The sequence below is a fragment of the Paenibacillus sp. FSL H7-0940 genome (assembly GCF_037979415.1).
Classification (GTDB): Bacteria; Bacillota; Bacilli; order Paenibacillales; family Paenibacillaceae; genus Paenibacillus; species Paenibacillus amylolyticus.
Map to the genome: position 1 here is coordinate 7,041,031 of NZ_CP150280.1, position 13,000 is coordinate 7,054,030.

Genomic DNA, 13,000 nt, shown 5'->3' on the forward strand with positions numbered 1-13,000 from the left:
AGCAAGCCGTTCCGGCTGCTGCATGATGCAAGATCGCATTTGTACAGCAGCCGGAACGTTCAATAAGTTATAGCTCTCTTGGGATGTAAATGGTCTTATTTACATCTTCAATGTTCATATAGAAAAAATCTATTAGTCACGCTGTTGACCCTTTTACGGTGCAGTGATAAGATTTGTGGAATTAAAACAAACCAAACTCATAGGAATAGTTAACTTTTAAGTTATTTCGCATACGTAATCAGTTCAGTTGGCCCTTGATCATTCTTTTGAAGATTCTAATCCAAGGAAGGCGGAGTGCATATGACAGCGAAACGCAGTTTGAAATTTGGAGCCATTATTCATGGGGTTGGAGGAAGCAACACCACATGGAGACACCCGGAGGTTCTGTCGGATGCCAGCGTTAACTTTGGATTCTACAAACGTCAGGCACTGAAAGCGGAGGAAGGCAAGTTCGATCTGGTCTTTATCGCAGACGGTCTGTATATTACCGAGAAATCCATTCCGCATTTCCTCAATCGCTTCGAACCAATCAGTATCCTCTCCGCTTTGGCTGCCGTTACTTCACATATTGGACTGGTAGGCACCCTCTCGACATCCTATAGTGATCCGTTCACCGTAGCCAGACAGTTCGGTTCCCTCGATCAGATCAGTGATGGCCGTGCAGGCTGGAACGTCGTGACTTCTCCGCTGGAAGGTACAGCGAAGAACTATAGCAAGAGCAGTCACCCTTCGCATCCGGAACGTTATCGCATTGCCGCGGAATATTTACAGGTAACCAAAGGGTTGTGGGACTCTTGGGAAGATGATGCCTTTGTGAGAGACAAAGAGAGCGGTGTATTCTTCGATCCATCCAAGCTGCACACGCTTAATCATGAAGGAGAGTTTTTCTCCGTACAAGGTCCGCTCAATATTGCCCGTTCACGGCAAGGACAGCCGGTGATTTTCCAGGCAGGTTCATCGGAAGATGGCAAAACGCTGGCGGCGCAAGAAGCGGATGCTGTCTTTACCGGACACGATACGATTGAAGATGCACAGGCATTTTATAAGGATGTGAAAACACGAGCGGCTTCCTATGGACGTTCTGCACAGGATATTGTTATTCTGCCAGGCATCAATCCTATTGTTGGACGGACGGAAGAGGAAGCTGAACAGAAATATCAGGAGATCGCAAGTCTGGTTACCATTGATAAAGCGCTGGATTATCTGGGACGTTTCTTCGAACACCATGATTTTTCCCAATATCCGCTGGATGAACCGTTCCCGGAGCTGAATGGCATTGGAAGCAACAGCTTCCGCAGTGGAACTGACAAGATCAAGAAGGATGCCAAAGAGCAAGGATTGACCTTGCGTGAAGTGGCTCTGCGGGCAGCAACACCACGCAGCAAATTCCTGGGCACACCAGAGCAGGTCGCTGACAAGATTCAGGAATGGTTTGAGACGGAAGCAGCAGATGGTTTCATTATTGCTTCTGAGCTGCCAAGTGGATTGTCTGATTTTGTGGAACTGGTTGTTCCAATTCTGCAAGAACGCGGTCTGTATCGTACGGACTATGAACACAATACATTGCGGGGGAATCTTGGGGTACAGATTCCGGTTAACCGTTATACGGCTGCGAAGAAGCAAGTTGTATCTGATTTGGCATAACTGAGATGAACGCTATTCACTTTACACTACGTTTCGTACTGCTTTAAAACCAACTTAACTCATGGGATATATAGAGTATTGGTATAAACATCAATTTAATGACACCTGTATACACAGAGGGGGAAGCGATATGAACAGGTCTATCTCATGGATGAAATATATGGCATTGGCAGCAGTATTGGTGATGGTATTATCCGGTTGTGGAGCGGCGGGAGGCAGCACGAACGGTGCAGCACAGGCTTCGGGCGGGGATCAGGCCGGGCAAGCTGAAGGAGGCAACCTGACTTTTGCACTCGCGACTTCACCGGATACGCTTGACCCTCATCGCAGTGGGCTTGCCGTAACAGTACGTGCCATCCGAACGATCTACGACAATCTGGTCGTGCAGCTGCCTGATGGTTCCATCAAACCTTGGCTCGCCACGGAATGGAGCGTATCCGAGGACGGCAAGAGTTATACGTTCAAGCTGCGTGAAGGCGTGAAGTTCCATGATGGTACACCTTTTAATGCGGAAGCCGTGAAATACAATCTGGACCGGGTGATTGATCCGGCCACCAAAGCTGCCAATTCTCTGGCCCTGATTAGACCGTATAGCTCCTCCGAAGTCATTGATGAATATACCATCAAGGTAAATCTGGAATCACCATCGCAAGCCTTTCTCGGCAACTTAAGCCAGGCGCTTCTGGGGATCGTATCCCCAACAGCTGCTCAAAAATATGGTGACCAGCTGGGTAAAAATCCGGTGGGAACAGGTCCGTATACCTTTGTAAAATGGGATGAAAATGCGGATATCGTCGTTGCCAAAAACAAGGATTACAACTGGGGACCTGAGACGGTTGAAAATAAAGCCGCGCCCCATGTGGATACGATCACATTCAAGATTGTACCGGAAGAAGCGACGCGTATCGGAAGTGTTCAGAGTAGTCAGGTACTCGCTGCCGAGACGGTTCCCCCGCAAAATATTGCTGCTTTGAAAAACGATCCGAACCAGCAATTGTTGCAGGCCAATACGGTTGGGTTGCCATACACACTCTTTTTCAATCTGCGCAAAGCGCCTTGGGATGATGTGAAAGTAAGGCAGGCGGTACAATCCGCTGTAGATGTGGAATCGATTGTCAAAACATTGTATCTGGGCAACTACGAACGTGCATGGTCCGCACTGTCTCCTGGAATCCTGGGTTATGATGCATCGCTGGAAGGTAGCATTAACCCGGACATCAACAAAGCCAATCAGCTGCTCGATGAACAAGGCTGGGTGAAAGGCGCTGACGGTATTCGTGCCAAAGACGGCCAGAAACTGATCCTGCGTTATGTCGATGGTTCGCCCAATCGGGAGAAACGCAATGACATTGCCGCCATTATCCAGCAACAGTTGAAACAGGTTGGCATTGCTGTTGAAGTCGAGATTACAAAAGACGTAGCAACGGTCATCTATCAGAACTGGGATTATGATCTCTATGGCAACAGTCAGGTCAATTCTGATCCTAATGCCTTGTACGCTTTCTATCATACGAGTGCAGAGGGCGAGCGCCCGACATTGTCCGGTTTGTCTGATCCAAAGATCGATGAATTGCTGGAGCAGGGAGCGGTCGAGACGGATCCTGATAAACGTGTTCAGATCTACAATCAAATCCAGCAATACCTGATTGAGCAAGCGGTAATTCTGCCGATCTATGTATTCCCGTATACCGTCGCTGCATCCAAAAAGGTCGAAGGCATCAAGTTTGATTCACTGGGGTATCCACTCTTTAACGACGTCCGCATTCAGCCCTAACAGAGGTTGTTCAAAAAGTCCACTTTTGATTACGAGTCATGCCTAATGGCATGATCAGCATCGAATATGAAAACTGGTCATTTTGAACACGCACTATAGGAACGACCAATCCAGATTCAGGAAGGAGATATCCCGGTATGGTTCAAACGATACTGTCACGACTCGCAACATCGCTTCTGGTTATTTTCGGAGCTTCGGTGCTGGTGTACTGCATCATGTATCTTCTGCCGGGTGATCCGGTTCTGCTCATGCTGGACCCGTCCTCGGCTACCCCGGAGATGATCGAGAATCTGCGGGTTCAGCTTGGACTGGATCAGCCGTTTTACATCCAGTTTGCGAACTATTTCGGTGATATGCTGCGTGGAGATTTCGGTAAATCAATGATCAATTCGGATCCGGTTTTGCCGAAAATACTGGAACATTTTCCGGCTACGCTGGCTTTGACCGCACTCAGCTCAATCATTGCCATCACGATTGGAATTACACTTGGTGTATTGTCTGCAATTCATCGCAATGGCGTGATTGATTTCGTTGCTCGGCTGGTTGGACTGTTCGGCATTTCTATGCCAACCTTCTGGACGGGGATACTGCTCATCCTGTTATTTTCAGTACAGCTTGGCTGGTTCCCGGCGATGGGGTCCGACGGATTCAGTTCACTGGTTCTTCCCGCAGCTACGCTGGGTCTCGTGGGTGCAGGATTTATTGTACGGATGGTGCGGAACAGCATGCTGGAAGTGATCAATGAACCGTTTATCGTGGCGTTACGGGCCAAAGGGCTTTCGGAACGTGCCATCATGTATGGTCATGCACTGCGTAATGCCCTTATTCCTGCTGTAACGGTAATCGGCATGCTGATTGGTGATCTGCTCGCGGGAACCGTTGTGGTGGAGACCGTCTTTTCTAGACAGGGGATCGGCCGAATTATTGCGGATGCGCTAATGGCTAAGGATCTGCCCGTGGTGCAAGGCGTTGTTTTCTTTACATCAATTATCTATGTGGTCTTGAATTTGCTGGTGGATATCTCGTATTCGTACATTGATCCCCGGGTTCGGCGTGCAGTCCGAACATGATATCGGATAGAACAGTCAGAAGTGTCCTGACACGGAGTATGAAAGGAGGAGTTGTTGCTCATGAGCATGAAACCTTTGGCTGGTGACAAAAAAGCATGGGCCGGCAGTGTAGGACGTATCCATCTGTGGAATCGCCGCCCTTGGCGTTATCGCGTCTCATTCGCGGTATCCCGATTATTCTTTTATGCAGCATTGCTGGTGGTGGTGTTTACCGTGGCATGTGCGATTGTACCGGGCTGGATTGCGCCCTATGATCCAACTCAGATGATGACGGATGCCATACTGCAGGCTCCTTCTGCTACGCATCTGTTCGGGACGGACTATTTTGGCAGGGATATCTTCAGTGTGGTTGTGCATGGAAGCAGGGATTCGCTGTTCATTGGATTTGCTTCCGTTCTAGTGGGCGGTATTGTCGGTAGTGCGCTTGGTATTATCTCCGGTTATGCCGGAGGAATTGTTGATACTGTCACGATGCGGGCTGTCGATATTCTGATGGCTGTACCCGGCGTGCTCCTAGCATTGTCTGTTGCAGCTGCTCTTGGGCCAGGACTGATGAACATTGCACTGGCTGTTGCGGTTTCCTCCATTCCGGGCTACGCACGGGTGATGCGTGGGCAGGTCATATCAGTCAAAGGTCTCCCTTTCATTACAGCGACACGTTCACTGGGCGGTTCCAATACCCGTATTTTTTGGAAACATGTACTGCCACATTCGTTGTCACCCTTGCTGGTCATGGCTACGCTGGGCGTAGGGACATCAATCCTGACGGGCTCCGGACTCAGTTTTCTGGGACTTGGGGTGTTGAAGGAAATACCGGATTGGGGCGCATTGCTCTCACAAGGTAGAGGTTATCTGACGGTTGCCTGGTGGATCTGTACGTTCCCGGGTCTGGCGATCACGTTGTTTGTACTGGCGGTTAATCTGATTGGAGACGATATTCGCGATCGGCTGGACCCCAAAGTAAAAGGAGCGGCTTGACCGCTATTCCAAAATATAAGAATTTATAAGTTTCACCCTATCCATTTTTATATTTCACTGCGAAACGGTAGCTGTGCCACCAGAGGACGGCGACAGCCGTTTACGCTTGAGGAGGAGATATTCATGTCAAATGTTGTCATTATTGCAGGATCACCTTCCAAACGTTCGCGTTTGACAGGTCTGACGGATTACAGCAACCAAAAATTAACGGAGGCAGGCATCACTGTTGAAGTCATTCATGTTGTGGACCTGCCCGCTGAGGATCTGGTGCAAGCCCGGTTTGACAGCTCATTCATTCGTGATGCACTCGCTGTCGTGGAAGCGGCGGATGCAGTTATTGTGGCTACACCGGTATACAAGGCATCGTACTCGGGAGTGCTCAAGCTGTTCCTGGATCTGATTCCGCAAGAAGGGTTGCGGGGCAAGTTGACACTTCCGCTCGTTATCGGTGGCTCTATAGCTCATCTGCTCGCCATTGATTATGCATTGAAACCTATTCTGGCAGCCCTTGGTGGAAGACATATCTTGGGTGGCGTGTATGCTGTGGATCAGGGAATCGAACGACTGGATGATGGGAAATTTGTGCTCTCGGCGGATATTACTACACGTCTGGATCGCTCACTGGATGAATTGATATTGACACTGGAAAAGAATGGGATTACGATATCATAAAACCAAGTAAGTATATTGGATAAATCAATATAAGATCAAACGTCTGCGGACGTGGATACGGAGGCGCTCATGAATATCGAGAATATTGAAGCATTTGTATATATCAATCATTATGGAAGCTTCAATAAGGCTGCCGAAGTACTCTTCTTGTCCCAACCTTCGGTCACAGCTCGCATTCAGTCACTGGAAAGGGAGCTGGGCTGCAAGTTGTTTGATCGGCTTGGCAAACAAATTGTGCTGACAGAGGAAGGCCGTAAATTCCTGCCATATGCGCAGCAAGTGCTGCAAGTGATTCAGAAGGGCAAGCAGAAGATTCAGCAACGGCGATCAACACCGGATGCTCTTCGACTTGGTAGTACAGTATCGGTATCCAACTATGTCATTCCCGATTTTTTACCCAAGATCAAGGAAGCTTACCCCGAAATTAATATCAAATTGACGACAGCAACGACGGATCAGCTGATTGCCAAACTGCTTGGTCAGGAGATCGATCTTGCTTTTGTGCGCAAGGTCATGCATCCTGCGATCCGTACGGTTGCTTTTTATGAAGATCCGATCCAGCTCTATGTGTACAAAGGGCATCCATTCATTGAGAGCGGGCATGTCAGCATGGAAGCTATCCGGAATGAGCAACTGGTCTTTTTTGAATGTGGTTCACTGGACTGGCTTCGCATTCACCGGGCTTTCGACTCGCTGGAACATCCGCCGAATATTACATATCATGTCGATAATTCGGAGACGGCGAAGAAACTGGTTATGCAAGGGGCAGGCATTGCCTTTCTCCCGGGACTTACGGTGAAGAAGGAAGTGCAGAATCAGGAGCTGTTCCCCATTCAGGTACATGAGGTAGCAGGTGTATCGTTGCAGATCAGCGTCGTTACTTTAAAGGAAGAATATTCGCCATTGGCAGAGCCCTTCGGGGAACTGCTGCGGAAGTTATAGATTGTTTGTAAGATTCAAGAACAGCGGTTCAGCACAATCAAGGAGGAGAAGAATATGAGTATTCGTGTTGGCATTTTGGATCAGACTCCCATCTATGAAGGGGAAACGGCGGTGGATGCTTTTCGCCATACGATTGAGCTGGCACAGCGTGCAGAGCAACTTGGATTCCATCGATTCTGGGTGTCGGAGCACCATGATTCAGGGCATGTTGCAGGTTCCTCCCCGGAAGTACTCATCTCCCACTTGCTTGCGCATACAAAGCGGATTCGGCTGGGGTCTGGCGGAGTAATGCTCCAGCATTATAGTCCATACAAAGTCGCCGAGAATTTCAATATCCTCGCCGCGCTCGGACCAGGAAGAGTTGACCTGGGAATCGGTCGTGCACCAGGCGGGTTACCACGTTCGACACAGGCGTTGCAGGAAGGTATTCAGGAAGCCTCATCTCTGAAGGAGAAAATTGTTCAAGTGAAACGATACATCCACAATGAGCCGCTTGAAGATCCATCACATCCACTTGCAGGTCTCAGCGCCTCGCCCTTGTCCGACATTCCAGCGGAGCTGTACGTGCTCGGAGCCAGTGTTGATAGTGCAGGCATGGCTGCTGAACTGGGACTCCCATATGTCTTTTCACTGTTCATTAACAGTAATATAGAGGTAGCACTTCAAGCGATCCGTGTATATCGTGAACAATTTGATCGTTCCCAGGGACGGGAGCCCTACGCTGCACTAGCCATATCGTTAATTGTGGCCGAGAGTGAGGAAGAAGCGGAAGGACTTGCGAGCGAGCATATGCTGGTGAAGATTCATCTGGAGAGTGGGAAGGTGCTGACGGTTGGTTCTGTGGAACAGGCGGAAGAATTCGGCCGTCAATCAAACGAAACCTATCGAATCGAAATTTTGGAGCCAAGTGTGACCCGGGGGACGAAGGAAAGCGTAGGTCAGGCACTGCTGAAGTTCCAGCAGGAGTTTGCTGTGGAAGAGTTCATTGTGACTACAGCTACACGGGACTTTACCAAGCGAATTCGTTCATTCGAATTGTTGCGTGAGATTCTGGCAGAGCAGGGACTGAGTGAATTTGCACTGGAATCCAAGGAACAGGAAGCTGCAATCGGATAGAATTAGGCAGTTAATATAGCAGTGAATATATACGAATGGGAGGCCATGTGATGAAAAGTGATCTGGAACAGCCCAAGCAGCATTCTGAGCAACAAGTACAGGGCCCCGAGCATAAACTTCATGGTGAACGGGCGGAAGAATTCGCGGAACGTTTAATCACCATTCGGCGACATCTGCATCGTAACCCGGAATTGTCCGGCGAGGAAAAGGAGACGACAGCTGCCATTCGCAGTTGGCTGGAAGAGGAAGGTGTCCGTATTGCAGACGAATATGCGCTGCGGACAGGGCTTGTCGCTGAAGTGGGTCAAGGGGACGGTCCTGTTGTTGCATTAAGAGCGGACATTGATGCGCTGCCCATTCAGGAAGAGACAAAGCTGGAATTTGCCTCCCAAGTAGATGGAAAGATGCACGCTTGCGGACATGACGCGCACACGGCAATTCTGATTGGTGCTGCACGATTACTGAAACAGCGCGAGTCCATTCTACCGGGAAAAGTACGGTTGATATTCCAGCCATCGGAGGAAAAAGCAACGGGTGCTCGGCAAGTGATCCAGAGCGGCGCATTATCCGATGTTCGGGCCGTATTTGGTTTGCATAACAAGCCTGATCTCCAGGTAGGTACGGTGGGCATTCGAGAAGGCGCATTGATGGCAGCAGCAGACGGTTTTGTTGTCAAAGTGGAAGGTGTAGGCACCCATGCAGCCGTGCCTGAAGCCGGCATTGATCCAATCGTGGTTGCCGCACATATTGTTACGGCATTACAGGCCATCGTAAGCCGCAATGTGGGAGCACAGGAGAGTGCTGTAATCAGTGTCACCAAGCTCCACAGTGGCACAGCCTGGAACGTTATTCCGGATGAAGCGATCCTTGATGGCACAGTGCGTACCTTTGATGAGAAAGTGCGTGCACGGATTCGCGAGCGTTTCAATCAGGTAGTCGCCGGTGTGGCGGCAGCCTATGGCACACGGGCTACGGTTCGCTGGATTCAGGGACCACCTGCCGTGGTCAACGATGAAGCTCTGGCATCTGCGGCGGAGCAAGTTGCAAGTCAGATTGGGCTGAATAGCATCAGACCGCTGCCTTCTCCGGCAGGTGAGGACTTCTCTTTTTATCAAAAAGAAGTTCCCGGCCTGTTCCTCTTCCTGGGCACCTCTGGTCCGCATGAGTGGCATCACCCTGGCTTTGATGTGGATGAACGGGCTCTGTCGCTGGGAGCACATCTTCTGGCTGCACTGGCTGAGAAAGCACTGTACAATGTGCAAGCACATCAAGAGTGATGAGTACAGTGAATCACGGGATCATATCCAGATCGAAACGGTTCCGTTCTGCGGCAACCGTTTTTCGTATTCCCTTTTTAAGTGAGAGCGAGGTAGGAACGACGATTCGTTGAATCTTATCAGATGGTGTAGTTATGGCTAGGGTTGGCGCAGAAGCGTCAGCTCTGTTTGGGTTTTCTTACAGGAGGTGCAGCTAAAGGTATTATGAAATTTTATTTTTTTAAATGGAAATATTTGTTGACGCTCCCCAAAAAGATGTGCTATATTTTTCTCGACATTTAATCGTAATAATTACTATTAGATAAAAAAGAAGAACAGGAGTAGTCGCTGCGATGAAACAGGAGATCGATTTTATCAAGTTCAGTCCCACCCAAAACATGACGATTCTGGTTAAAACGGATCATGCAGCCGAGAAATACAATCATATTGCAACTCGTCTAATGTCGTATGATAACGTTTACGCTGAACAAGTGGGATTCATTGAACCAACGAGGAGACCGGAAGCTGCTGCCCGTCTGGAAATGGCCGGAGGAGAGTTCTGTGGCAATGCCTGTATGGCACTTGCAGCACACCACGCATCTGAAGCAGGACTGGCACATCAGGAGTCTATGGACATCATGCTGGAGGTTTCCGGAACCGATCAATTGATCATGTGCCATGTGAAGAAGCAGCAGAACGAATATGACTGTCAGGTAACCATGCCGATACCAAAGCAGATTGAGCAGCGAACAATCCGGTACGAAGGCATCGAACTCGATATGGTGATCATCCGGTACGCTGAGTTCATCCATATCGTGATTGAAGTCGATGACTTCGACGATACGATGAAGAAGAGGGCACAGACCCTTGCAAGATTACTGGGATTAACCCTGGGAGATAAGCTGATCGGTATCTTGTTATATCAATCACACTCGGAAGAAATGGCCCCACTCATCTATGTTCCGGAGCTGGATAGTCTGATCTGGGAGAGAGGGTGTGGTTCGGGTACGGCCTCCGTCGGAGCGTATCTCGCATGGAGCCAGCAGAGGCAGATTACGCAGTACATCAAGCAGCCTGGTGGCGCGATCAAAGTGGTAGCCCAGTGGAATGGCGCAGAACTTGGGAGTATTACGATTGAGGGATCTGTTGGCATCGTGGCTCAGGGCAAAGCCTTCATAGATGCTCCAGCAGAATGGAGCATTGTAAACGCATGAGGTACATGATACATGATCGAGACAACGTATAGGGGGAAAAGAAATGATCACATTGGTCCATTTTCAGACATGTTTGAGTGAATTTGCTGAGAAATTCGATAAGCTCGCGAGCAAGTATGATCATACGATTCAGCATAGTGCAGAGCTGGAGGCTGTGATCAATGACTATTCCCGCTTTGTGACTGATCAGGACAATAAGGCAGCCTGGGAACAGTTGGAGCATTCGGAGCTGGAAGAACTGGATTCGCTTGTATGGCAGTTAAGAAATAAATCCGCCCAGTGTGTGGCGATCATGGAGAAATATCGTGCATTAAAGTTAGAGAACGGGGATGTGCAGATTGCCGATTATTTCAAAAACATAGAAGAGTGTATCGATAAAGAATTCGGCAGCTTCCATGTCACCTCCGATTCCAACGTATTGTTGGTAGGCTCCGGTTCATTCCCCATGACACCATTACTCATCGCCAAGCGAACAGGTGCACAGGTTGTCGGGATCGATATTGATGAAGAGTCCATTACACTCGGGCGAAAAGTGGTGGAGACACTGGGCACGGGTTTGAAGATTCGTTTGGAGTCAACATTGCTGGAGAATCTGGAGTATACCAAGGAAGCAACCCATATCATTTTCAGTTCTACGGTGGCCCCTAAATATGAGCTGCTTGATCAACTGCATGCCCTGACGAATGCACAGGTGGTTGTAGCCATGAGATACGGTGATCAGTTGAAGTCCTTGTTCAATTATCCGATGAGAGAGACGGACAGCAGCAAATGGAAGCTGGTGGATACGATCCTGCGCCCGGATGATGTGTTTGATATTGCGTTGTATCAAAAAGCATAGGTATGCAAGTGCATCCAAGTGCGTCCAAATGGATTACAGATTGAACATTGAATTAAGGAGGCTTATATGAGCAATCTTCAGCGAATCCTGATACTCGGAACCGGACCTGCATCCATTCAGCTTGCGGTAACACTCAAAGATCATCTCAACTGCTGTATAGGCATTACGGGGAGACAATCGGTTCGTTCAGCGTCCGTATTCTCAGCCCTCGAAGAGAGCAATCAACGTATTCAGGTCAGCATTCAAAATGAGAAACATCAATCGCTCGCAGGTGAGTATTACGTTGATCATGTGTTCAAGGGATATGACACCATTGATGGTGAATGGGATACACTCATTTTGGCGGTTACCACCGATGCGTATATCGATGTACTGGAACAAATGAATGATGAATTCATCAAACAACTGAAATGTATCATATTGATTTCTCCAACGTTTGGGTCGAATCGACTCGTGACCCATTATATGAGAGAGCGGAATGCAGCGCCGGAAGTGATCAGTTTCTCTACCTACCTCGGAGATACCCGTTGGATGCACGAACATCCGTCGAATCATGTGATTACTACAGGGGTTAAGAAAAAGGTCTATATCGGTTCCACTTGTTACCCGTCTGAACAGGTCAGTAAGCTATGCCAAGTGTATGAGCGTTTGGGTATTGCGCTGGAAGTGATGCGATCCCCACTGGAGGCGGAAACGAGAAATATTTCGTTGTACGTGCATCCACCCTTGTTCATGAATGACTTCTCATTAGAAGCCATCTTTGGAGCATTGGATACTCAGAGATATGTATATAAGATGTATCCCGAAGGCCCGATTACACAAGTTTTGATACGGGAAATGCGGGCACAGTGGCAGGAGATTAAGAATATTACGGACCGACTTGATATTCAGGGAGTGAACCTGCTTCAATTCATGACGGATGACAACTATCCGGTCCGATTAGAGAGTATATCACGCCAGGATATCGAGAATTTCAATCAGCTGCAGGTCATTCATCAGGAGTATTTATTATACATACGGTACACCTCCTTATTGATTGATCCTTTCTCGGAACCCGATACGGAAGGGAAATATTTTGACTTTTCAGCAGTCCCATTCCGCAAAACGTTTATGAACCGAGAAGGGGAACTGGACATCCCCCGTATGCCCAAGGAAGATTACTACCGCATCAAAATTATTCAGGGCATTGCCAGACATCTGGATGTAAGCTGCCCAACCATTAATCAATTTATCGCCAGATATGAAGCGAAGCTTCAGGAAGTGGCTGATGAACACCCGAATCAACGCTTGTCCGAAGCCTTTGCGATCCAATCCTTTGACGAGGATATCCGCATGATCTGCACTGGACTTGTAAGTAGTAGGGCCTAGTTACATTTAAATAATGCAAATTAAATTTTGTTTTACACAGTAACGGAGGGGGCAGAAAGAACCTGAAGAAGCGAAGCGTTCCCCTTTATCCCCGGATTTTCTCTTTAGAAAAGAGAATCAAAAAAATC

11 protein-coding genes are annotated in these 13,000 nt (G+C 48.5%); all 11 read left to right on the plus strand.

All coding sequences use genetic code 11. From position 1 onward, the window contains the following. Window positions 1-300: 300 nt before the first annotated feature. The 11 genes from MHB71_RS30935 to MHB71_RS30985 all read left to right on the plus strand — a co-directional run bounded on the left by MHB71_RS30935 (window position 301) and on the right by MHB71_RS30985 (window position 12,872). On the plus strand, window positions 301-1,644 hold the full coding sequence (locus MHB71_RS30935; protein WP_340028429.1) for an LLM class flavin-dependent oxidoreductase: 1,344 nt from the start codon (window positions 301-303) through the stop codon (window positions 1,642-1,644). A gap of 130 nt (window positions 1,645-1,774) precedes the next feature. Continuing rightward, entirely contained in the window at window positions 1,775-3,418 is a 1,644-nt protein-coding gene (locus MHB71_RS30940) for an ABC transporter substrate-binding protein (RefSeq protein ID WP_340028430.1), read from the plus strand. A gap of 137 nt (window positions 3,419-3,555) precedes the next feature. Further along, window positions 3,556-4,488, plus strand: a complete 933-nt coding sequence (locus MHB71_RS30945) for an ABC transporter permease (RefSeq protein WP_036605816.1) — start codon at window positions 3,556-3,558, stop codon at window positions 4,486-4,488. A gap of 60 nt (window positions 4,489-4,548) precedes the next feature. Further along, entirely contained in the window at window positions 4,549-5,466 is a 918-nt protein-coding gene (locus tag MHB71_RS30950; protein ID WP_340028431.1) for an ABC transporter permease, read from the plus strand. Between the two features lie 123 nt (window positions 5,467-5,589). Beyond that, window positions 5,590-6,138 (plus strand): NADPH-dependent FMN reductase, encoded by a 549-nt coding sequence (ssuE, locus tag MHB71_RS30955; protein WP_340028432.1) that lies wholly within the window; start codon window positions 5,590-5,592, stop codon window positions 6,136-6,138. A gap of 69 nt (window positions 6,139-6,207) precedes the next feature. After that, window positions 6,208-7,080 carry a LysR family transcriptional regulator gene (locus MHB71_RS30960; protein ID WP_076253264.1) on the plus strand — a complete coding sequence of 291 codons (873 nt, stop codon included), beginning with the start codon at window positions 6,208-6,210 and terminating at the stop codon, window positions 7,078-7,080. Window positions 7,081-7,134: 54 nt separating this feature from the next. Next, the gene (locus tag MHB71_RS30965) at window positions 7,135-8,196 is read left to right on the plus strand and encodes an LLM class flavin-dependent oxidoreductase (RefSeq protein ID WP_340028433.1); all 1,062 of its coding nucleotides are present in this window, start codon (window positions 7,135-7,137) and stop codon (window positions 8,194-8,196) included. 50 nt (window positions 8,197-8,246) lie between these two features. Then, complete coding sequence (locus tag MHB71_RS30970; RefSeq protein WP_340028434.1) at window positions 8,247-9,473, plus strand: amidohydrolase; 1,227 nt, start codon at window positions 8,247-8,249, stop codon at window positions 9,471-9,473. 332 nt (window positions 9,474-9,805) lie between these two features. Then, the gene (locus MHB71_RS30975) at window positions 9,806-10,666 is read left to right on the plus strand and encodes a diaminopimelate epimerase (RefSeq protein ID WP_340028435.1); all 861 of its coding nucleotides are present in this window, start codon (window positions 9,806-9,808) and stop codon (window positions 10,664-10,666) included. A 43-nt stretch (window positions 10,667-10,709) separates the two neighbouring features. Then, window positions 10,710-11,504 carry an SAM-dependent methyltransferase gene (locus tag MHB71_RS30980; RefSeq protein WP_340028436.1) on the plus strand — a complete coding sequence of 265 codons (795 nt, stop codon included), beginning with the start codon at window positions 10,710-10,712 and terminating at the stop codon, window positions 11,502-11,504. A gap of 66 nt (window positions 11,505-11,570) precedes the next feature. Continuing rightward, a complete protein-coding gene (locus tag MHB71_RS30985) occupies window positions 11,571-12,872 on the plus strand; it encodes an opine metallophore biosynthesis dehydrogenase (RefSeq protein ID WP_340028437.1) in 1,302 nt (433 codons plus the stop codon). Window positions 12,873-13,000 lie beyond the last annotated feature (128 nt).

Excerpts from the sequence above, each read along its gene's own strand:
- MHB71_RS30965 (WP_340028433.1), top strand. The coding sequence starts at position 7,135 with ATGAGTATTCGTGTTGGCATTTTGGATCAGACTCCCATCTATGAAGGG.
- MHB71_RS30985 (WP_340028437.1), top strand. The coding sequence starts at position 11,571 with ATGAGCAATCTTCAGCGAATCCTGATACTCGGAACCGGACCTGCATCC.
- MHB71_RS30940 (WP_340028430.1), top strand. The coding sequence starts at position 1,775 with ATGAACAGGTCTATCTCATGGATGAAATATATGGCATTGGCAGCAGTA.
- MHB71_RS30980 (WP_340028436.1), top strand. The coding sequence starts at position 10,710 with ATGATCACATTGGTCCATTTTCAGACATGTTTGAGTGAATTTGCTGAG.
- MHB71_RS30950 (WP_340028431.1), top strand. The coding sequence starts at position 4,549 with ATGAGCATGAAACCTTTGGCTGGTGACAAAAAAGCATGGGCCGGCAGT.
- MHB71_RS30945 (WP_036605816.1), top strand. The coding sequence starts at position 3,556 with ATGGTTCAAACGATACTGTCACGACTCGCAACATCGCTTCTGGTTATT.
- MHB71_RS30960 (WP_076253264.1), top strand. The coding sequence starts at position 6,208 with ATGAATATCGAGAATATTGAAGCATTTGTATATATCAATCATTATGGA.
- MHB71_RS30970 (WP_340028434.1), top strand. The coding sequence starts at position 8,247 with ATGAAAAGTGATCTGGAACAGCCCAAGCAGCATTCTGAGCAACAAGTA.
- ssuE (WP_340028432.1), top strand. The coding sequence starts at position 5,590 with ATGTCAAATGTTGTCATTATTGCAGGATCACCTTCCAAACGTTCGCGT.
- MHB71_RS30935 (WP_340028429.1), top strand. The coding sequence starts at position 301 with ATGACAGCGAAACGCAGTTTGAAATTTGGAGCCATTATTCATGGGGTT.
- MHB71_RS30975 (WP_340028435.1), top strand. The coding sequence starts at position 9,806 with ATGAAACAGGAGATCGATTTTATCAAGTTCAGTCCCACCCAAAACATG.